The organism is Crocosphaera chwakensis CCY0110, assembly GCF_000169335.1.
Lineage (GTDB): Bacteria > Cyanobacteriota > Cyanobacteriia > Cyanobacteriales > Microcystaceae > Crocosphaera > Crocosphaera chwakensis.
Map to the genome: position 1 here is coordinate 80,133 of NZ_AAXW01000004.1, position 22,187 is coordinate 102,319.

At 37.4% G+C, this 22,187-nt stretch carries 19 protein-coding genes; 2 read left to right on the forward strand and 17 right to left on the reverse strand.

The features are described 5' to 3' along the window. Positions 1-3 precede the first annotated feature (3 nt). Positions 4-693, reverse strand: a complete 690-nt coding sequence (locus CY0110_RS03820) for an SDR family oxidoreductase (protein WP_008273974.1) — start codon at positions 691-693, stop codon at positions 4-6. Positions 694-778: 85 nt separating this feature from the next. Beyond that, on the reverse strand, positions 779-1,519 hold the full coding sequence (locus tag CY0110_RS03825) for a DUF1995 family protein (protein ID WP_008273975.1): 741 nt from the start codon (positions 1,517-1,519) through the stop codon (positions 779-781). An 88-nt stretch (positions 1,520-1,607) separates the two neighbouring features. Between CY0110_RS03825 and CY0110_RS03830 the strand changes: the two genes are divergently transcribed. Then, the gene (locus tag CY0110_RS03830; RefSeq protein ID WP_008273976.1) at positions 1,608-2,174 is read left to right on the forward strand and encodes a DUF4126 domain-containing protein; all 567 of its coding nucleotides are present in this window, start codon (positions 1,608-1,610) and stop codon (positions 2,172-2,174) included. Between the two features lie 54 nt (positions 2,175-2,228). Here CY0110_RS03830 and CY0110_RS03835 read toward each other — a convergent pair whose 3' ends face one another. The 13 genes from CY0110_RS03835 to CY0110_RS03895 form a co-directional block, all read right to left on the reverse strand. Further along, the gene (locus CY0110_RS03835; RefSeq protein WP_008273977.1) at positions 2,229-2,918 is read right to left on the reverse strand and encodes a glutathione binding-like protein; all 690 of its coding nucleotides are present in this window, start codon (positions 2,916-2,918) and stop codon (positions 2,229-2,231) included. A gap of 75 nt (positions 2,919-2,993) precedes the next feature. Further along, positions 2,994-5,243, reverse strand: coding sequence for a glycoside hydrolase (locus CY0110_RS03840; RefSeq protein ID WP_008273978.1), 2,250 nt, complete (start codon positions 5,241-5,243; stop codon positions 2,994-2,996). A 390-nt stretch (positions 5,244-5,633) separates the two neighbouring features. Then, a complete protein-coding gene (locus tag CY0110_RS03845; RefSeq protein ID WP_008273979.1) occupies positions 5,634-7,055 on the reverse strand; it encodes a pilus assembly FimT family protein in 1,422 nt (473 codons plus the stop codon). Positions 7,056-7,064: 9 nt separating this feature from the next. Then, positions 7,065-7,673, reverse strand: a complete 609-nt coding sequence (locus CY0110_RS03850) for a pilus assembly FimT family protein (protein ID WP_408605570.1) — start codon at positions 7,671-7,673, stop codon at positions 7,065-7,067. Then, positions 7,594-8,439, reverse strand: coding sequence for a type IV pilus modification PilV family protein (locus CY0110_RS03855; RefSeq protein ID WP_008273981.1), 846 nt, complete (start codon positions 8,437-8,439; stop codon positions 7,594-7,596). The genes CY0110_RS03850 and CY0110_RS03855 overlap by 80 nt, the downstream gene beginning before the upstream one ends. Positions 8,440-8,818: 379 nt before the next feature. Beyond that, positions 8,819-10,540, reverse strand: coding sequence for a hypothetical protein (locus tag CY0110_RS03860; protein ID WP_008273982.1), 1,722 nt, complete (start codon positions 10,538-10,540; stop codon positions 8,819-8,821). Between the two features lie 621 nt (positions 10,541-11,161). Next, positions 11,162-12,973, reverse strand: coding sequence for a hypothetical protein (locus CY0110_RS27865; protein ID WP_008273983.1), 1,812 nt, complete (start codon positions 12,971-12,973; stop codon positions 11,162-11,164). A gap of 442 nt (positions 12,974-13,415) precedes the next feature. Further along, complete coding sequence (locus CY0110_RS03870; RefSeq protein ID WP_008273984.1) at positions 13,416-15,107, reverse strand: caspase family protein; 1,692 nt, start codon at positions 15,105-15,107, stop codon at positions 13,416-13,418. Positions 15,108-15,215: 108 nt separating this feature from the next. Continuing rightward, positions 15,216-15,776 carry a DUF4340 domain-containing protein gene (locus CY0110_RS03875; RefSeq protein ID WP_008273985.1) on the reverse strand — a complete coding sequence of 187 codons (561 nt, stop codon included), beginning with the start codon at positions 15,774-15,776 and terminating at the stop codon, positions 15,216-15,218. A gap of 23 nt (positions 15,777-15,799) precedes the next feature. After that, positions 15,800-17,749, reverse strand: coding sequence for a Gldg family protein (locus tag CY0110_RS03880; protein ID WP_008273986.1), 1,950 nt, complete (start codon positions 17,747-17,749; stop codon positions 15,800-15,802). A 38-nt stretch (positions 17,750-17,787) separates the two neighbouring features. Continuing rightward, the gene (locus tag CY0110_RS03885; protein WP_008273987.1) at positions 17,788-18,573 is read right to left on the reverse strand and encodes an ABC transporter permease; all 786 of its coding nucleotides are present in this window, start codon (positions 18,571-18,573) and stop codon (positions 17,788-17,790) included. A 15-nt stretch (positions 18,574-18,588) separates the two neighbouring features. Then, positions 18,589-19,584, reverse strand: coding sequence for an ABC transporter ATP-binding protein (locus CY0110_RS03890; protein WP_008273988.1), 996 nt, complete (start codon positions 19,582-19,584; stop codon positions 18,589-18,591). Positions 19,585-19,733: 149 nt separating this feature from the next. After that, complete coding sequence (locus CY0110_RS03895) at positions 19,734-20,354, reverse strand: SPOR domain-containing protein (protein ID WP_008273989.1); 621 nt, start codon at positions 20,352-20,354, stop codon at positions 19,734-19,736. 140 nt (positions 20,355-20,494) lie between these two features. Here CY0110_RS03895 and mnmA point away from each other — a divergent pair, with 140 nt between their 5' ends. Continuing rightward, positions 20,495-21,544: a tRNA 2-thiouridine(34) synthase MnmA gene (gene mnmA, locus CY0110_RS03900; RefSeq protein ID WP_008273990.1), complete on the forward strand. Its 1,050-nt coding sequence runs from the start codon at positions 20,495-20,497 to the stop codon at positions 21,542-21,544. Here the strand turns inward: mnmA and CY0110_RS03905 are convergent. Next, positions 21,541-21,897 carry a type II toxin-antitoxin system RelE/ParE family toxin gene (locus tag CY0110_RS03905; RefSeq protein ID WP_008273991.1) on the reverse strand — a complete coding sequence of 119 codons (357 nt, stop codon included), beginning with the start codon at positions 21,895-21,897 and terminating at the stop codon, positions 21,541-21,543. The genes mnmA and CY0110_RS03905 overlap by 4 nt on opposite strands. Further along, positions 21,887-22,123 (reverse strand): type II toxin-antitoxin system RelN family antitoxin, encoded by a 237-nt coding sequence (locus tag CY0110_RS03910; RefSeq protein WP_008273992.1) that lies wholly within the window; start codon positions 22,121-22,123, stop codon positions 21,887-21,889. The genes CY0110_RS03905 and CY0110_RS03910 overlap by 11 nt, the downstream gene beginning before the upstream one ends. Positions 22,124-22,187 lie beyond the last annotated feature (64 nt).

The following is a 22,187-nucleotide window of genomic DNA, read 5'->3' on the forward strand; positions in this document are numbered from 1 at the left end:
ACTTTACTGTACCGTGAGAGATTGGCCATTGTTTTTGGCTGTTAAGTTCAATATGAAAGGAATAGCTTTTCGACACCACTGAGAAGGAGACTCAAAGGTTAGGGCGTTGTCTCCCCAACAAGTTCGTAACATTTCTGTATTAATAATTCCTGGATTTAAAGCGATGATGGCGATACCATTAGGCACTTCTTGTGCTAATCCTTGGGATAAGCCTTCAATCGCCCATTTGCTAGTACAGTAAGGCACTACCTCTGGGGATGTAGAACGCCCCCATCCTGAACTAAAATTGATAATAACCCCTTTGTTTTCTTCAATCATTGAAGGTAAAAAAACTCGGATTGTTCTTACGACTCCGTTAATATTAATATCAGTTAGTTGAGAAAATTCTTGGTCGCTAATTTCCCACAAAGGTAAGGGTTGATTGATAACGGCTGCATTATTAATTAAAAAATCGGGAGTTCCCCATTTCTCAATCACTTTTTTACCCCATCTTTGCACTTGTTGATTACTGGATAAATCCACTACATCAAATTGATGTTTCGGATATAAATGATTAAGTGTTTCAATCTCATTGACAGAACGACCACATCCGATTAAAGTGTGTCCCCTTTCAATTAATCCTTCACATAATGCTCTTCCTAGCCCCTTAGTCACCCCTGTAACTACAATTTTTAATGATTTGTTTGGTTTCAATTTTTACTCCCTATAATCTTCAGTTTTTACTAAATGGATTATTAGAATAATCTAGTGTGAATTATCATTGTTTCTGTCCCTTTGTTTACTGACTCAACGCCTTCAAAAAACTTTGTACACTGGCGAAAATGCCTGACTTTTTGGCCTGCGGTTGATCACTATTATCCTCTTCTCCTTTCAACGCATTATTCACTAAAGTATCTAAAGCTTCTCCCATCGGTTTTTGACCTTGTTCAGCAATTAATTCATAACCCTCTTCTTTTTCTAAGTACACCAACCAGGGAGAAGGATAAGAACGTAACACCACCACCCCATCTAAAGGTCGAAAATAATAAACCGATTCTAAGGTACTAATAAAGCGTTCTCGGAGTTGCCTAGCAGCATAGCCAATGCCTACAATAGAGACATCTTCTAACTGAGGAATGAGGAGAATAACCGAACGATGGCCAGCTAAATTACATAATTTTTCTACGATTTCCACTTCAACTGAAGAGGGACTGACTAATAAAAAGGCTTCATCTGCCTCAGAAATTTTCTTTTCGATAGAAGTCGCCCGACTCCCCAAGTCAGTTACCTGAAAAGGGGTTTCTCCCCAGTCTCGTCTGGCTAAAGCTGCAGCCCCAGTATCGGGAAAGATTACTTTTAACCCTGATTCTTGTCCCTCAAATAAGGTGGTAAACTCTAAGGCTAAAGGTTGGGCTTGTAGAGCAATTTCTGGGATAACAATTTCTAAGCAAATACGTTCTACTCCTGCTTCTAGGGCGAGTTTTGCTGCTTCTTTGGCTTGGGTTACGGCTTGTTCTAAACTGTCGGGAACTTCAACCATGATGGGGTTAGTAAAAAGCGATCGCTATTATTGTACAAGAGTACGAGACAATAGAAAATAGACGACTTCATGGTAAGAGTCACATCAGATGATTATTGGTATTTTAGCGATCCTTTCTGCATCGGCCGCAGCCGGAATGAGAATTGCGTTACCTTTATTAATTATTGGCTTACTTCGTAGTGATTTATGGTCACAAGTTCCTCTACTTTCTGCTATTCCCCCTCAAGTTTTGATTGGGGTTCTAACCAGTTGGTCATTGTTTGAATTATTTGGGTCAAAAAAGTTACTCGGTCAGCGAATTTTACAGATTATACAGCTAGTTTTTAGTCCCTTAGTTGGGGGATTATTAGCTGTTGCTGTGGTCAAAATGGCTAATTTAGACATGAGTCCGTTATGGTTAATTGGTGTGATTGGAGGATTATTGGCTTTTGTTTTAAAGTTGGTTCAAGTGGGTTGGTTTTTTCGTTTAAGGGGTTTACCTATTTGGGTGATTTGTATTGAAGATATTATTTGCATTTTATTAGTTTTGTTTGCTTTTGATGCCCCCAAAAATGGGGGATTAATTGCTTTAATGTTATTATGGATAGCCATTAGAAGTTCTACTGCTTGGCGTAAATGGTATCGTCAAAGCAGTTCAATTCCTGAAGGAGAATAAAGAGAAAAAATTAAGTTTATGAAAGTTCTGATTTCTAACTTCTAACTTTTAACTTCACGAACGTCTTCCTTGACCAAATAATATCTTTTTAGAGTCTTCTGTAATGGTTGCTTCTGTTTTCAGGTTTTTCGCTATTTCATAAGCTGTTTGAACCGCAGGACGATTTTGTATGCTTTCAAACCATCTTTTTATATTAGGAAAATCTGACAAATTTTGCTTCTGTTGTTGATGGGGTACTATCCAAGGATAGACAGCCATATCTGCAATAGAATAATCTTTTGCTATGTATTCTTTATCTTTTAATTGTTCATCTAATACCCCATAAAGTCGTTCTGTTTCTTTAACATATCGATTAATAGCATAAGGAACTTTTTCAGGAGCATATTGACTAAAATGATGGTTTTGACCTAACATGGGTCCAAGTCCCCCCATTTGCCAAAATAACCATTGCATAACGTCAATTTCACCCCGTATATCTGTGGGTAAAAAGCGTTTAGTTTTCTTGGCTAAATAGAATAAAATCGCCCCAGATTCAAAAATACTAATAGGTTGACCGCTATTTTCTGGAGAATGATCAATAATAGCAGGAATACGATTATTAGGAGAAATTTCTAAGAATTCAGGAGAAAATTGTTCGCCTTTAGCAATATTAATTAATTTAATTTCATAGTCTAATTGAGCTTCTTCTAAAAAAATAGTAATTTTATGGCCGTTAGGAGTTGTCCAATAGTAAAGATCAATCATATAATTTCTTTTTTGCTGTTATTTTAAGGAAGTAGGAACAATTAATTCAATTGTTCCTACCAATTTATTGAAGATTTAAGGAACTTTCAACTCGACTAATTTGTTTTCCGGCAAAAAGCTGCGGAACTTACCGTGATCAGCAAATACAGCAACTAAATGTAACCAAGCATCCGGTTCTTTGTGTAAGTCACCCCAAGGAATAGCAATTTCTAAACATTGATTAAAGGCTACCTCAATGCGATGATTTTTAGGATGCCAATCATTACTATGCCAAGCTTGTTGTAACCAAGCAGACTGAGTGACTAAATTAATACCGACATGATGATGGAAAGTATAGTTAAGTGGGGCTTCATCAGGAACATCCCCTAACGGTATGGTACTGGTAAACACATCAGTATCCGCATAGTACCACAGTAAATGTAACTCATTGGGTAAATCTCTGCCCGGTTGCGTCCCCATTTTCACATCAAACCGTAGATAAAAATTGAGATGATCCGTACCATAATAGAGGCGTTGCACCGTACTAGCTTTGTGCATGGTTCCGGTTGATCCCCCAATTTCGATGCGTCCGGCTTTTTCCCAGTCTTGTTCATCGGGATAACCATTGATCACAGGTTGAATAAATCCTTCAGGGCTGCGATCGCCTTTCTTGGTATGATCATCTAAGGGTTCGTATAAATTATCGGGAATGGGTTCACCAAGGGCTGAATAAACTCCCCGTAAATGTTCACGGTAGAGTTCATCAAATAACGCCCCATGACTTGAAGAATGCCCTTCTCCAAACCACCAACACCAGTCTGAACCTTCAGCAGCATATAGGGCTTCCCAGGCTTCAGGGTTGCTTTTTTCGGTGGCTTCAGGGTGTTTTTCCATCATGTCACGGGCTTCGGTTAAAAGATCCCAAGCTTTATTTTTAACTGGATCACCGATCCAAGTGCTAAAGCTACCATCTACCCAGGAACCACTGTGTAACTTATGTGCCGGAATTTCTGCTTTCGGGGGAAACTTCTCAATAAATTCAGAAACAGTGACTAATTGAATATCATCAATTTCACTCAATTGAGAATATAAGGCTCTGAGGAAGTGTAAACCATCATCAGGATAATATTCCCAACAGTTTTCCCCATCTAAGGCAATGGTAACTAACCAGGGATCTTCAAGGCTGGTTTCTTCGCTTTCTTGACGTTCAACCAAAGAACGAGAAATGGCTTGTAAATGGCCAAGAAAATCAGAGGCCGCGTGCTTGGGTTCCATGCCACTATAACTAAAGCCGATTAAATCAGATAAACGGTGATCTCGGAAGACAATGGCTAAATCTCCGTAGTCTGTTTTGAGACGATAGGGAAGATACATCCGATGAGGATCACAAACGTTCCCGGTTTCATCCCGATAGAAATAATGTTCCACACTCCATCCTAAGACGGATTCATCGGAACATAACCAATTAAATTTTTCCTGGGCAACATAGGGTAAAATAGCAGGACTAACGGACTGTTCTGAAGGCCAAAGTCCTTTAGGTTCTTTGCCAAAGCGATCGCGATACATTTCTTTGGCTTTGCGTAGATGTAGAGGAATGTCTTGAGGATATTGGAACCGTTTTTCGGGTAACTGCATCTCAGGAATGGCTACCTGTCCTGAATCTGTATCCGCTAATAAGGGGAGAATAGGGTGAGTGTAGGGAGTTGTCATTAATTCTAACTGCCCTGAATCCTGCATTTTTTTGTGTTGGGGGATAATCTGGCCAATAATCTCCCGATGTTTAGCGATGATTTTTTTGCGATCGTCTAAAGAGAAGCCCTTGCCTTTTTCAAACCAAGCTGCAATTTGAGGATCTTTTTCTCTAAAAATGGGATCGATCCACGCTAAGTTATGCCAGGCTAAGAGATCACTATAATCGTGGACAGTCCAATTTTCCATACACCATTCTCGCCCGTTATCGTGTTTTTGCAGATTTAACTCAGAATAGCGAGGATAGGGATCAATTAAAGTGCGATGATGAGCATCGAAAAAGTGGTCAAAAATAAATCCTTTGTCTTCATCAGTTAGATCAATAGCGGAAGTTAAGGTTAAGGCCATGTAGCGGTCGAGGGCTGTTCCTTGGCTATAATCTTCTAACTGTAAAATTAAAGAGGGAACGAGGTTGACGGTTTGATGTAGCTTAGGAAACTCTTCTAAAACAAGAATTAGGTCTAAATAATCTTTGATACCGTGTAAGCGGGCCCAGGGCATACGATACTGTCCATTAGGATCATCAATCGCTTCACGGGACTTATACAAAGGTTGATGTTGATGCCAAATAAATGCAACGTATAGAGGATGAGCCATTATCAGTTTTAATCTCTTTGGTTGTGATGAGTAGTAGCAAAAGTAGAGTGATGAGTGAAGGTAGACACCTCCATCTATGTAATGGCTTGGGAAAATAAAGCCTGTACATTGGCTCAGTTCTCTATTGATCTGAACTGTGAGAACCAGCCTTTTTTTAACACCCAGACTCGAACTGCTATACCTTATAGATTAACCTGAAACCTCCCCTTATTTATGGGAGAATACGGCCACACTTTTACTTACTATAATAGTTTATAGATGTCAATAGCTTGGCTGATATTTTGCATCTCGTTGACTCTACCAGCGCACCGTTTTGGAGAGAAGTGGGAAGAGCAACCTTTTCACTGACTTTAATCCCAGGTTATTATGGTGAACCTGGGATAGTTTATTTTATTTCGTCATTTCCACTAAATAGATAGCATCATCAAAATGAGGGGAATCAGTTTGTTCGGCCTGAATGTACTCATTGAGAATCGGGTCTAAGATCGTTTCATTTTTGACTAATTCAAACTCTACAAAGTAGAGAACGATGTTATCAGGAAGAGTAAAATCGTATGAACCATCAGTAGCTTCTCTAATTAAACCTTGTTGGCTTAATTTAGTAATAATGGTTGATGATGGGCTAGGAATAATATCACTCAATTTAGTATGATCGCTGTTATCATTAGTAACAAACTTAACGCTATCTGAATCATTGACCGAAATGTCATAGAGTGTAGTGTCACGGGTACAAAATGTGTTTTCTTTTATATGAGCATTAGCTTCTTGCCCTTGGGTAAAGGAAACTGCTGAACCTGTGCCGATTCCACTAACTGTCCCCTCGCTCCCAGAGTCTGTAACAAAACTGATTGTGATGTCGTTACTGGTCGTAATATCATCTGAACAGGGAATATCAGCATAAAGGACTTGAATAGATGCTTGACCATCTTCTTCAAAAACAATAGATGAATTTGCTTTAAAACTAGGTACATTTTCGCCCCCACTACCGATCGACTCGGAACGGGCATGAGTCATTGTTGCAACAGCGTACTCCATCTTCTCGGAATAACGAGATTTTTTCTGCACAATATCGTCTTTATCGTACCCTAAATGTTGAAATTCATCGAGACTGGTACCTAAAACATTAAGTTGGGCTAATTGTTTATCTTCTCGAATACAACTAAAAAATCCCTTGACATCTGCTGTTGCTTGGGGGAAACGGTACCATTTTTTACCTTCATCATCAGTGGCAATGTAAGTATTAACACCATCGCTTTCACTGGGATCGAAAGGTAAGTTTTTACACTGTGTTTGAGTAGAATCTAAGTCTACTACCATCATGTCCACAAGGGCGGTACTCTGCCAGAGATCAGGATCTCTTTTTTGAGCTTCACTATGCTCTCCATCATCGTTAAAAGCTGGTCCAAAACGTCTAATTACTCCCGGACCGCGCCAGACTTCATTACTAGCCACTTCATCAACATAATAAATCACTCGTTCATAAACCCCGTCAATTTTGAGAGCTAAAATCGGAGTGGCTCCAGGATGTTTCTCAAAAAAGGTTGGCGCGTAGTCCTCGACATCAATTATGTTATTTTCAATGGTTTTGGCACTACGGATTTCCTCGGAAATAAACTCAGTAGCTCTGTTAAGATCATATTGCATTTCTCCAGTGGCATTGGCTACTTTATTTTCTCGTAAAATTGTAATTAAACCGAACCCTGCAACCATGACAACGACAAGAGTCATTGCAGTAGCAATCATTAATTCAGCTAAAGTCCAACCCGCAGAAGGACGATATTTTTGTAAAAGTTTTAGGTAAATTTTTAACATAATTTTTTCTTAATTGTCTGTTATTTTTTTACAATTAGCAGCAGTAGGAGGATTATCAGATGCGCTTGAATCGTAAATTCCTGTTCTCATCATGCCAAGTCCTTGAGTAATCACTAGACATCTTTTTTCCCCTGTTCCTCTGGCGGGTTTAACAACAATTGTTTTACCTGTACCAGCCATATTCCCTTTAAAAGAAAAAGTGACACCAGTGGTCATCGTGCTAGTCATGGTAATGTCAACATTGTTAGATAATTCTCTATCACTTGTACCTAAACAACCTTGATTTGTTGGAAGGGTAGGATCTTTAATATCAATCGAAAAGTGATCATCACCAGTCTTTTTCTCTACCATAATGGTGCATTTTTTAGAGTTACGAATAGCTTGTTTTTGAGCATCTTGTAACGCTAGTTGAATTTGATCAAGTCCTTGCTTAACTTGATCCCCTTGTAGCATTCCCATTAAGCTAGGAGTACCGATCGCTGCAATAATGCCAGTAATGACTGCAGCAATTACCACTTCTAGGAGGGTAACTCCCTGGTTAGGGTGAGAAACCGCACTCAGCCACAGCAGCCGGAATAACTTCGGTATAGTTTTCGGCGATGATTGAGGTTTGACCAGATTCGTCATCTCGTAGTTTGTCGTTGTCGTTATCTCTTTGGTTCGTATCGGTGGGGTCATAGGGTTCTCCGACTCGGTAATAAACTTGTAAAACTTGGTATGAAGTGGCACTATCTACAGTCATCATTCGTACAAGACGATAGTCTTTATTGATAAGACTCTCTTGATCATTAACAATTTGAACAATTACTGTTTTGTTGCTATTGTTAGTGTCTTTTTTGGCTTCGCTGTCCGGCATGGATTTCCCATTACTATCAAAGAGAACATTGTCATTGGCATCTGTCTTAAGTTGATTAAAGGTTGGGGCTGAAGAAAACACCGTATTCGCAGTAATGGCCGGATCGGATCTAGTGTTAGTATCGGAATCATTGGCTAACACAGAATCTAATTCCCTAACCAAATAAGCCCCAAAACGTAAATCTTTTAGATTGGAAGCAAAAGGAGAAGGGTAACAAATGGCTGAGCTATCGCTAGTATCCGCAGGGTGAGGATCTGAACTCTGACCTTCGAGAGATTCAAGATAATCAAGATCCATGGTGCTAGCGGCCGCCTGTAACCTCTCGATATCTTGTTGAATTAAAAAATTAGCTTGAGCTTGTCTTTCTGATTTAACTCGCATGACAGCATTAATGGTCATCGCTTGTAAGGTTCCCATTAAAAAGGCCGAGGACACTAAAATGGCGATGGTAACTTCAAAAAGACTAAACCCTTGATCAGTTTTCGGTTTTGAGCGACTCAGTATGAGAGTTAATAGTAGTTTGTTCATAGTATTAACGTTATCTCTGGTTATGCTTCTGGGTGGATGTGTTAGATAACAGAGGAGAGGTAGGTATAGGTTCTCACCTTAAGTTTTCCCATTTTTCGGTTTGAACTATCGTTTTTTTGGTTGTTTGACAACATTATTCACGTAGATAGACAAATCTTTAAGAAAAATCCCCCTTGTCTTTTCCCTCTCCAGTGTTTTCTAAGTCTTCTGGGACTAGAAGTCATGGCCACTCAACTGAAAAACCCTATGAAAAGCACAAGATTGGTTGGCCATTTCCTTCTCTAAACGTCCCTTTAGACCATCTTTTCCATTCCCAGTACAGGCATTTCTCCAGCTTATTGTGGAGCAAAAATCAAGTCTTCAAAAGTTGATTCCCTGCTTATTGAAATTGTTTGGTTTTGATATTAGCAGGCTGTCCAACGGTCATAGGTGGTGTAATTTCTGGCGTTTCGAGTCCTAAATCTAACCATTCCCCAGTTTGTACAACATGGGCCCCAGAACTACTGTTAGAACTACAGTTTGTATCCCAGTTATTAACAAAAGCTGTGCCATTAAGACCTCCTTTTGCATCCCCTGTTCCAGCAACTCCCAGACCGGCTAAGGGAGACCAGAGAAATGTATGGAGTTTTTTGTTTCCATTTAAACAAACAGAGGTGGTGGTGTGTCCCCAAATCTGGAAATCCACTGGCTTACAAGAACCAGTACAATCAGGGGTATCTTTTATTTTTGCAGTACCAGTGAGGTCTTCGTTACCCACGTGAGCGATCTCAGCATTTTTGTTGATGTTACCGTGGAGATGGAAAATAACTCGCTGACGCTTGCCTTCTGCATTAAGGGTTCTGACCACAACCCCTACATTTTTGAGGTCTTTGGTAATCTCATAATCATAAACACAGATGGTTTGGCCATCATGGGTGGTTTCGGTGCGAGTGGCGGTATCCCCAGGCCGAGGAAAGACATTCAAATCGGTGCCATTGAGGGTACTTGATACTTGGGTTCCGCAGCTAGAGGTAGATGCAACTGCAGCATTACCAAACAGGTGATTAAAGCCTTTATCAAAAACGCCATTCATCCATGTCGCAACTGTGGGTAAGGGATTATAAGATACTGTGTTATTGCCTCCTGTCTTATTAATATTGTTCACAAAAGCAGTATTAATATTAATGGGAGTTACACCAGCACCTGTGACCTTTTCGGCATAAGTTTCATCTAATTTTGTTTTATCAGGGAACTTGTGTGCTGCCACTTTAGCTGGCTTAAAGCTAGTGTCTGCGGAAACTTCTCCATCTGTGATTGCTTCTTCCAAACCTCCTTTATTGTTACTATCACTGGGATCGCCAAAGACTAATTCATTAATTTCAGCAATCTTAGCGTCGTCATCGGTAACGCTACAGTCATCGCCACCACTACCAATCCACACATGAGCAGCAAGGATATCATCTACACCACTGGCTTTTTCAACCCATAACCCTGGACTGTCTTGGATATCGGGAGGGGTTTCATTAAGGGGTATTTTGACAACTAATTTGGTGGGAGCTTCTTTTAAGTCATTACCGGCATTAGCCTTTGCTTCAATGGTTAATTGCCCCATTTTTTGTCCGGCGATCGCTGGTGCATACTCTGTGAATCTGAATTGTCCTTTATCGGGATTGGATGGGTCCATCTGTAACCATTGATATTCTGATTCTGTACTGTTTGTTGCAACGTACTGACCGATTTCTCCTTTGCTTTGTTGAACTTTAGCGTTAATTTGTGTTTCAGTTAAACTTCGACCGTCACAAGTCGTTTTAATCTGTGCTTTGATTTGAGATTCTACATCTGCATTTTGCCAATCGTTGAGGGATTTTTCTGCTAAAAAGGGATATTTCCCAAGGAGATATTGTATTCTAGCAACAGCAACTTCTGAAGTTGTTTTACCTTTAGCGGTGGCTGCTTGGACAGCTACTTTTTCAGTTTCGCTACTACTTCTGAATAGCATAGCAACTCCTGTCGCTGCCATAATCCCCCCGGCAATTAAAACAAATGCCATAGCAAAACCTGTGTTGCTGCTATGGGAGAGACGAGAGAGAAATAACAAAGTCTCTGTATATCTTTTCTTCATGATGTTCGTCCTAACATGATTATTAAGTATTGGTAGTATTTAGCATTAACTACAGCAATATAGATCCAGTTTTTATCCCCTATATCTGTCGGTTATTATGGAAAAGGCAGTCACTAATAGCAGTGATTTAATAGATTTAATGGGGACATTGAGTGATACTGATCACATCTCTATTATTACTGGGAATTTATTAAATAAAAACAGTAAAATCAAGGATTTTCAAAAGTAGGATTTCAGTAAATTTTGTATAAAAAATTGTTGATTAATTAAAGTTTAAGTATTAATTATGTAATGGTACTGATAAGGCTTAGAAAAAAATAAAGGTTACAGTTTAAACCAGATAGTAGTCGAGTTATAGTGTTTCTGGCAAATGTTTATAACAGTATAAAAATAGATTAAAACATTTTTTGTACCTTTTGACTTTTGCCTTTCCCGTAGCGGTATATGGTTAATTGGGTTTAGATCAGACTACTTAAAAATTCCGTTATTTTAGACCCGATACTACTGTAGAGACGTTGTATTAAACGTCTCTACAAAAGGGAGCATGAAAACAGGATTTGGGATGATGATCTCGTTGAAAAAATCTCAACTTTGAACTAGAAATAATTAATCTAGTGCTTACTAGCCATCGCTGCTACTGCTTTGGTAATATTGTTCAGTTTTGACACTAGCAGGTTGTCCAACAGTCATAGGTGGTGTAGGCTCTGGTGTTTCGAGTCCAAGGTCTTCCCATTCTCCAGTTTGTACCACGTGCGCGCCACTTTTACTATTAGAACCACAGGTTTGATTCCAAGTTTTAACGAAAGCAACGCCATTCAAACCCCCTTTACCGTTACCAGTTCCCATCATTCCTATATCAGCTTGGGGGGCCCAAAGGAAACCATGAAATTTTTTGTTTCCGTTCATACAAGCAGACGTAGTTTCATGTCCCCAGACCTGAAAATCTACAGGCTTACAGGAACCGGTACAGTTAGGAGTATCTTTAATTTTTGAAACACCTGACAGGTCATCATTACCAACATGGGCAATTTCTGTATTTTTGTCGATGTCACCATAAAGGTGGAAAATCACTCGTTGACGATTTCCTGACGCATCCACTGTTCTGATAGCAGCTTGAACTGAGCCAAGATTTTTGTCAACTTTATAGTCATAGATACAAAGTGTTGTCCCATCATCAAGAATTTGAGTACGAGTCGCCGTATCCCCCGACCTAGGAAAAACATTTAAACTACCATTTTTGGTAGCATCAACTTGGGTTCCACAGCTACCACTACCACCACCACTGGTACTACCACCACCACCGGTACTACCACCACCGCCGGTACTTCCACCACCGCCGGTACTTCCACCACCGTTACCATTATTACCATTGCTGTTACCACGACCTGGCCTAGCTAAAGCCACACCACCCAACATATTAGTAAAAGTTTTATCTACAAATTTGTTCACTCGACTTGCAATGGTGGACAAAGGATTGTTATCGGGATCACTTGCTAAAGCTAAAGTAATATCAATAGGAGTAACGCCAGCATCAGTGATTTGTTCAGCGTATGTTTCACTTAACACAGTCTCATCAGGAAACTTATGTTCTGCGACTTGAGGTGGCTCAAAAGTAGTACCGGCTGTAAGTTCTCCATCTTTAATAGCTTCCTGAACACCTCCCTTATCACCCAAAACTTTCGTATTAATTTCAGCAACTTTAGCGGCATCATCAGTTACACTACAATCATCGCCACCACTCCCGATCCAAACATTGGCAGCAACAATATCATCTAAACCACTACCGTTTTGAAGCCATAACCCAGGACTTGCTCCTTCTGCGATCTCTGCTTCGTTTTGATTAAGAGGTATTGTAACAACTAATCTACTGGGAGCTTCTTTTAAATCATTACCGACATTTGCTTTAGCTTCAATTGTTAATTCTGCCATTTGTTGTCCAGCTATAGCTGGCTCAAACGCTACAAATCTAAACTGACCTTCGTTAGAATTAGAGGGATTCATCTCTAACCATTCATATTCCCCACTACTTTTTTGAATATAACCAGCAATTTCAGTTTTGCTACTGTTCACTTTCGTATTGATTTGTTCTGGAGTTAAAGTTTGAGCTTCACAACTATTTGTAATCTGTTCTTGGATTTGAGCTTCAACGTCTGCATTTTGCCAATCATCCATATCCATTTCTGCTAAAAAGGGATATTTCCCTAAGAGATATTGCATTCTGGCAATGGCAACTTCTCCAGTGGTTTTACCTTTGGCAGTGGCTTCGTGAGCAGCTATTTTTTCGGTTTCACTACTGCTTCTGAATAACATGACCGCTCCAGTGCCTGCCATGAGAACTCCAACACATAAAACAAATCCTAAAGCAAATCCTTTATTACTTCTACGGGAGAGGCGAGAAAGAAATAAAAAGGTTTCTGTATATCTTGTATTCATAATTTTTGTCCTGAAGTTACTATAAAAAATTGGCAGTGTTTAACACGAACTACAACAATATAGATGGAATTTTTATTGTTATACTTAACGCTGATTATGAAAGGGTTAGTTACTAATAGCAGTGATTTAATGAAGTATAATTTAGTGATTTTGGTCACCTTTCTATTATTCCTAGTAATTGATTAAATAAAAACAGTGAATTTAAGGATTTTTGAGCCTATCATCTTCAGTAAATTTTGTATAAAAAATATTGATTTAGTTAAATTTAGCTATTAACTAAGTAATCTTACTGAGATTCATCGTTTTCTCGGAATGACAATTAAAGGAACGACTATAACAATTATCGGACTCATGAGGCACACTTAACTCCTGCCTTCTGCCTTCTGCCTTCTGCCTCAAAGCGATAACCTTTGTACCTTACAAGCAAGGGAACTGCTATATTTTAGTTAGATGAACGATTCAGACGTTGTTGCCAATTTATTTTTGCTTCTTGTGCTATTGGATACACTTGAGTATCATTTGGTACTAATTCAATGGTTTCGATAGCTAAAATTAATTGTCCTTCTTTTGCTCTGGTTTGAGCTAATTGATAGATGTTTTTACTTAATTGTTCAATTAACTTTCGGGCATGATGATAGCCCAACTCTTTTTTATCTAAGTGTTTTAAAAGTCTAATGGCTCGATTATAAGATGATGCTTGATTGGGTTTAATTAAAGATAGTGCAACTTCAATTAAAACTTGATTATCTTGTTGTTTTTGACTGAGGTGTTGCCATTCTTTTAAAGACTGTTGTGCTAATTCATATAATTTTGGGTTATCGGGAGGAACCAGTTTAACGGCTGCGATCGCCCCTTGAAAATCTCCTATGATAGCCCTTCCTTGAGCAATATCGAGGATCATTTGACTCCATTGATTAATTTTGTCCTGAGCTTGCTGATATAGGGCTGTATGGGGCTGAATTTGTCGAGCATAGTTAATGGCTTTATTATACTGTGATGCTTGCTGCACACTTAAGGAGATTTTTCCGTAGTCTAAAATTTGTTGATTTTCCTGTATTTTTTGGTAATTAATAGTATTAAGATGTTGACGAATTTTTAACGACATCCACCATAAAACGACTGTCGCTCCTAATATTCCCCCTATCCATAACAAGTATTTTTTGATAGGTGACTTTTGTGAAGTTTGAGTGCTTTTTATTGAAGTTGAAGAGACAGAAGGTAAAGAAGAAACAGCAGGGGAACTAGGTTTAATCTTAGTTTCCGTCAGAGGAACATTTAACGATAGTTGGGGTTTTAAAGGGGGTTGTGGGAGTTTGGGTAAAATTAGGGTGCTTGTAGGAGTTTTTGTCGAAGTTTGAGTAAATTTTTCTTGAATTTTAAAAGATAAATTGCGATTTTCTTGACTGTTTACTACTTGCTTTTTAGCAGTAGGTAATAAGGGTTGATGACGAACTTTTTCAGGACTAATAATAATGGGAAGAGCGATGGCTGGAAAATTCTTTTGATGGGAAGAGCTTAATCTTTCTTTTAAGTAGGAATCTAGCTTATGAAGGGTTACATGATGACTATAATAGCGCAAAGCTTCGGTTAAAGCACTCATCAATATACTTTTTTCTGCACTGATACTTTGATAAACATGGGAACGACAGGAAAAAATCAAAGAAATCTCTTTTTTCTGAGCTATATCTAAGGTCATTTGACCCAATTTACCGTCTTTTAAAGGGTTTTGTAGGTCTAAAATAATTAGTAAGTTTTGGCTCTTAGATTGTAATCTGTCAAAAAGCGATCGCACTTTTATTGCTGTTTGGGAAATACTGTTTAAGTTACTATCAATAGGCAGTAAATAGTCTTCTCCTTGATAATTAATACCGTATCCTTGAAAGAAAAACCAACAATATTCAACTTTAATTAAACTATCATTAATCCATTGTAAAATGTTATCTCGGTTAGGATAGGTTGAGCGTTTTCCTGGGGAGGGAGAGGTATCAGTTAGTAATAGTAATTGGTGAGGGGGGATATTAGCTTCTTCAAAGAAATAGCGATAAAGTGCTTGTGCGCTATTTTCAGAGCCTGTTAAGGGTTGATAATGTAAGTAGTCTTCTATTCCTATACTTATAGCACGAAAATTATTCATAATAACTATGGTTTTTTCTTCGTTTCCCCATTTTATTCATGAGACTTGTTAAATAAGAATACCGTTCCCCATTTTTATAGTAAAATATAAAGAAATGTTTAACAATTATTAATTATTTTTAGTCCATTCTTCTGGTTGTCTATCCACTGCATACTGAAAGTTTTTTGGAACTAAATTAATAATCATTTCTTCTGATGATGAAGAAGGGGGATCTATTTGAGCATATAAGAATTCTCCTTGAAAATTTGGCTTACCTAAAATTATTTTATGTTGTTTTTGATTCTCAAGTTCAATGGTAATTGTTGCTGTGGGTTTATCTAGACCGTATTCTTTTTTCTGATTTTCGGGAACGGTTAAACTTCTTGTACTTTCATTGGTAACTAATAGATTAGTTAAAAAAGAAATAACTGCATCATTAGCTACTGTATTTTGAGGTTCTTTCATTTGCCAAGGTTGATTTTCATCAGTGGTTTTCTCAAATTTATAAGTTTGATCTTCGGTTTGAATGGTTAATGCTTTAATTTCCTTTTCGTCAAAAGTAAATAGTTGTTTATTAGTCGCTTCAATTTGTTCTTGTTGAGGATTTATTTGTAATTCATAGACATAAACTCCTATCCCTAGAATAATGGCAATTCCTAATAATATCCAAGTGGTGTTTTTTAACTTCATAATTAACCTATTGATTGCTATTTTTATCTTCTTCGCCACCAAGTTATTCCGGCAGCAATTAAACCTAATAAGGGAAATACAGCTAATGACAATATAGTGATTATATTAGCTTGTAAAGGAGATAAATTTAGTCTTCTATCTTTTGCTTGCTTAGGACGAATTGATAAGGGTTGTTCATCTTGATTACTTAACCATTGTACAGAGTTTAAAAAGACATCTCCGTTTAATTGTTGATTAAATAAACTATCAGTGGCAAAAGTCGAATTACCGATAATGACTAAACGGGATTCTATATTTTCTTTTTCAGAATTATCATTTTGATCATTATTAGAAGAGTTAGAAGAATTTTCTACTTTTTCGTTTTCATTGGTGTCATTGTTACCTGATGAGTCAGAGTTGTTACTATTTTCTAACTCCTCACTTTGATTATTGTCTTCAGTTTGTTCAGAGTTATTATTATTTTCTGTTTCTTCTTTGTTTAAATCAGATTGATTATCGATAGTGTTATTATTTTCATTACTTTGATTATTGTTTTCAGTTTGTTCAGAGTTATTATTATTTTCTGTTTCTTCTTTGTTTAAATCAGATTGATCATTGATAGTGTTATTATTTTTTTCACTGTTGTTCTTTTCTGTTTGATTATCTTCTTCGCTTTTATTATCTTCTTTTGTCTCATTATTGATAGTTTCCTTATTAATATTAATGGTACGAGTTAAAGCAACTCCTAAATCAAAAGGTCCGGGTATATCTTCTTCAGGGTCAAAAATAACTTCTTCTGATTCTAAGTTACTTTCGGCCCACATTTGTTCGTTGGTGACTAATAATGAGGTTGCTTGAACATTTTCTACTTCAACCGTATCAACGGGACGAGATATGGGATAAAACGAAATACTATTGGCAAATTCTTCTGTAATAGGGTGGTTTCCGTAGCTAGTAATAAAGGGAGTGGTTGGTCCTAAACCGACAACATTTCCTGACCCTGAACCATCTATAATAATACGATTATCTAATTGAATTCCCCAGTCTTGTAAGATAGGTTCTAATCCTGCATCTGCGTTAGGATCTAGTAATAAGAATAAGTTTCCACCTTGTTCAGAATATTCTTTTAATGCTGCTACTTCTTGGTCAAATAATTCGCGTTTCGGACTCGCAACAATAATGACATCTGCATCATCAGGAATACCAGCATTTTCTATTAAGTTTAAGGGTTTCACTTCATACCCTTTACTTTCAAGACTATTCGTTGCTTCTGATAAACTTCCTTCAGGAGAGGGTTCTAATGAATATTCCCCATGACCTTGTAATATATAAACGTTTGGGATGTAGTCTTTCTTGATTTTTTCAATTGCATTGGTTAACTTGATTTCTGATAAAGGTTCTCTTTGATTGAAAACGATTAGGGTTTGAACCAATTGTTTTTTATCTTCATATTCTAGATAAACATCTCCTAATGATTGGACATTAAACTGTTGAGTGAGTCCTACTTTAATATCAGGGTCAACCAGTTCAAATTTAAAGTTATTATTGTAACGTTGATAATTTTCTAATAAGTCTTCATCCTGGGGAGTAATTTCTTTATCAAAAACATAAACTTTAGTGAGTTTATCGATATTTTCAACAATTTCTTGAGTTTCTGGAGATAAAGTATAAAGTTGGTTTTCGGTTAAATCAATACGGGGAGAATAACGAACTGCAATAAAATTAATTAATCCCAATATAACAACCAGAGATAAGATCGAAATAAATGCATTTGTACCTGTTTGCGTTGATCTTTTTTGCCAAAAACTTCTTCCTGTTACTAATAGATAAACTAACCATATAAATAAGAAAATACCTCCTACAATCACTAAACTAAGATAAAGAATACTCTGGGTTTGAGTAATGAAAAGAGGGACTAAACCAGCAAAGGTTAAAATTAACCCAGGAATAAATAGATATTTGAGAATTATTTTATAATTACTTACTTTTTTCATGTTTTAATTATAAGGTTTAAAATATTTTATATATAGATTTAAGAGCGTTGATAGCGTAATGCTTCTATTGATTGTGCGGTCAAGAAAATTCCTAATAAAATATAACTGGCAAATAAAACCAAACTACTAATATCTAACACTCCTTTCACTAAATCTGTATAACGATCAAAGAGAGAAAGATAAGATAAAATAGTTTTAAAAGGGTCTTGTAAATTAGCAGTGATCGCATCCATAATCCACAAAAATAATATTAAGATAAACGTTAAAATATAAGCTAAAATTCCGCTATCGGTTAAAGAAGAAATAAACATTCCCAGAGAAAGAATAGCCGTAGCAATTAAAATCAGTGATCCATGAGATAACAAAATAATATTTAGATTAACAGGAGGACTAGCATTACTAAAGATAATAATCTCATAAATCCAAAACGGTATCATTAAAACAATAAAAAAAGCTAAAACCCCTAACAATTTTCCTACAGCAACCACCCAGTTTGTTATAGGAGAAGTCGCTAATAGTTCTAAAGTTCCCCGTTTTCTTTCCTCGGAATATAATCCCATAGATAAAGCCGGTAATAAGACTAATAAAAGAGAAATTATTACCCCGAAAAAATTATCTATAAATTGACCAGGAACATCTACAGGAGTTGATAACTGACCCCTTTGTTCTAAAAACGAAAGAGTTTGTAAGATTTGTTCTAAAATGGCACTAAAAAAGAAACCGCCAATTAACCAAAAAACAGCAGCAATGATATAAGCAAAAGGAGACGTAAAATAACTTTGAAATTCTTTGCGGAAAATAGCAGCTAAATTCGTTAGTATCATCTTAAAAATAATGATTTATAAAGGTGATTCAGTATCAGTTGTTTCTAAAGATTGCTCTTCTTGTGTTTCTATTGATGATTCTTCTGTAATTACATTTAAGAAAACATCTTCTAAAGTCGCACGAGTTCGTTTCATTTCATATAAGTCTAACCCTTGATTAATAATTAAAGCAGCAATGTCTTTTCCTATTTCTTGATTAGAGTCAGTGGTTAACGATAAAAGATGACGTTTTGTTTGACTATTAGATTTAATTTCTAATTGACTAATCCCAGGAATATCTTTTAACATAGGTTCTAAACTGAAGATATCTCCTTCTATTTCGATTTCATAACCTCCTTTTGCTGTTAAATGAGACATTAAATTATCAGGGGTATCGGTTGCCACAACTTTACCCCCATTGATGATAGTAACGCGATCGCAGGTCATACTTACTTCTGGTAAAATATGAGTCGACAAGAGGATGGTATGTTCTCCTGCTAAACTTTTGATGAGGTTACGCACTTCAATAATTTGTTTGGGGTCCAGTCCCACTGTAGGTTCGTCTAAAATAATAACTGGAGGATCATGAACAATGGCTTGAGCAATACCGACCCGTTGTTTATAACCCTTAGATAGCTTGCGGATCAAAACTTTGCGCTTATCTTCGAGTTGACAACGTTCGATAGACCAATTTACCCTAGAATTGCGATCGCTGGATGCTACTCCTTTAATTCTAGCCACGAACTTCAAAAACCCTTCCACTGTCATATCAGGGTATAGGGGAGGAGTTTCGGGAAGATAACCGATGTTTCGTCTGACCTCTATGGACTGTTCATGAACATCATAACCTGCAATTTTAGCGGTTCCGGTCGTAGCAGGAATATAACCGCTTAAAATACGCATGGTTGTGGTTTTTCCTGCGCCATTTGGCCCTAAAAAACCGAGAATTTCTCCTTTTTCTACAGAAAAATCGACATCTTCAATGGCTGCAGTTGACCCATAAATTTTACTGAGGTGTTCGACTTCAATCATGAATTGATAAGCATTGGAACATTAATGATAGTGTAGTTAATCATAAATTAAGTGAGTGTACTTAGTAGACTATTGGTTAAACTTAAAAGTTTCAACGGGTGAACAGTTAACCAAAATTGTCTCAATGGTCACTGATAACTGTTCACTGCTTAAGGTTTTATTTCCACTGATAGGGAAGTTTTTGTCTGTTGATAAACGGGAACTATGGTTGCACTGACTCCCTGATTTTTTAGTTCTTGTACTCGTTTTTCTGCCTGTTGAGAGTGTTGAAACATTCCAGCATGAATAACCCCTTCACTTTGACGAATAAACGCCATCGGTTCAACGGTTTTAACTTGAGATAAGATTGATGGGTTATTACCAGCTACTTCAACACGATAAAAACTAGGATTTTCAGTTGACTGGTTATTGATAGTCTCTATTCTAGATGTGGGGGGAGCATTATCGAGGGTTTGAGCCGGTAAAGTTTGGGGAGCTTCAAAGGTATATTCTTTAACAGGGGTTGAACTATCACTGGCTGGAGTTACTTCCACTGACATGGTAGGAGCGGGTTCAGGAGACGGTTGAGGACTCACCATTTTCGGCATAGGCGGTGGGGGTAACTCACGGTTAGACGTGGTTTGTGCCAAAGTAATAGAGGTTGAACCCAGGGTTAACAGTAAACAACCTATCCCAGTTGAAGACTGTCTTAAAAACGAAAGGAACCAAGTTCTAGGTTGAACAGTCTCAATAAATAAGCGATCACAAATTTTCAACATCATATAAACCATAAATAAACACATCCTCACACCGTCAACAGCAAAAAGTATTTTTGTTGTTTTGGGCTTAGTTAATCATCATTGTAATACTAGAAATGTTAGCCTAGAAACAGTCTATGGTTAATTGTTCGCTTTTTAAGAAACGTTTAACAATGAAAAAGGTTGTTGTTGGTTTATCAGGTGGAGTCGATAGTTCGGTTGCTGCAGCGAGTTTACAGCATCAAGGGTACACTGTAATTGGTTTGACCCTGTGGTTAATGAAAGGGAAAGGACAATGCTGTTCAGAAGGCATGGTAGATGCTGCTTTTATTTGTGAACAGTTGGGGGTTCCCCATCATATTGTCGATACGAGAGAGTTATTTGAAGCGAATATTATCAATTATTTAGTCTCAGGGTATGAGTCCGGAGTTACCCCTTTACCTTGTTCTCAATGTAATCGTGCGGTGAAATTTGGACCAATGTTAGCTTATGCTAGAGAGGAATTAAATTGCGATCGCATTGCGACGGGTCATTATGCTCGTATTCGCTACGATGAGCAAATGGACAGATATCAACTGTTACGAGCTATTGATCGCAATAAAGATCAATCGTACTTTTTATATGATCTTTCCCAAGATATTTTAAAAGGGACTATTTTTCCTTTGGGAGAACAAACCAAAGAAGAAACCCGACGTATTGCAGCAGAATTTGACTTAAAAACGGCTAGTAAACCAGAAAGTCAAGATTTATGTTTAATCGAAGCTCATGGCTCCATGGCCAGCTTTCTTGATCAATATATCAAACCCAAAGAAGGAGAAATTGTCGATCTTGATGGTAAAGTTCTTGGTACACACCAAGGCATTCATCACTATACCATTGGACAACGCAAAGGGTTAGGAATTGCAGCACCAGAACCTTTATATGTGGTTAAGTTAGATGCAGTGATGAATCGGGTGATTGTTGGCAACCGCGCTGCTGGTGGTCGTTCTGATTGTACTGTAGGACGATTAAATTGGGTTTCAATCGCTGAACCCTCTTCTCCCATTACTGCAGCAGTACAAGTGCGTTATCGTTCAAAAGCGGTTGCTGTCACCATTATTCCTATAGAAAATAATCGGGTAAAATTACAGTTTGACGAGGCTCAATTTGGTATTACTCCTGGTCAAGCAGCCGTTTTCTATAATGGAGAAATAGTTCTCGGTGGGGGAATTATTGAAACTTAATTTTCTTGTTCAAATTGTTCAATAATCGATTCAATTACTTTATTTTCGATATCTGATTGATCGGATTTAGCGTAAATTGTAGCTAGAATAATGTTAGTTTCTTTTTTAAGATAGTACAAAACTCTATAACCTGCACTTTTACCTTTTTGAATATCACTGTTTCTTAGACGGACTTTAAATACTTGATATTTAACACCTGAAATTAGATCGCCTGGGGTTTCTCCTGCTTGTAATTGATTAATAAGAGGGTCTAAATCTTTACGAATTGAACGAAAGCGTTTAGCAAGTCTACTAATATCTTTTTTGAAACGGGATGTTAAGTATATCTCAATAGGTTGTACTTCATTCGACATCAATTCCCTCCCACATTTGACTGATGGGAATGGTTTGATTAGTAAAGGCTTGTTTGAGTCCTTCCGTAATTCCTTCTATAGCTACCTCATCTGGAGTATCATCGTCTTCAGGTTGAGGATTCATTACAATTACTACCTCATAGGTTCCTTCTGCGATTTCATTCGGTAAATCAACATTTAAAACATGATCTCTATTGACTTTAACTTGTATGTGAATAGTGTGCATTATTTCGCCTTTAAAATCAAATTTATGTATTGATTTGTAATTGTATAATATTCTAATCTCAGTA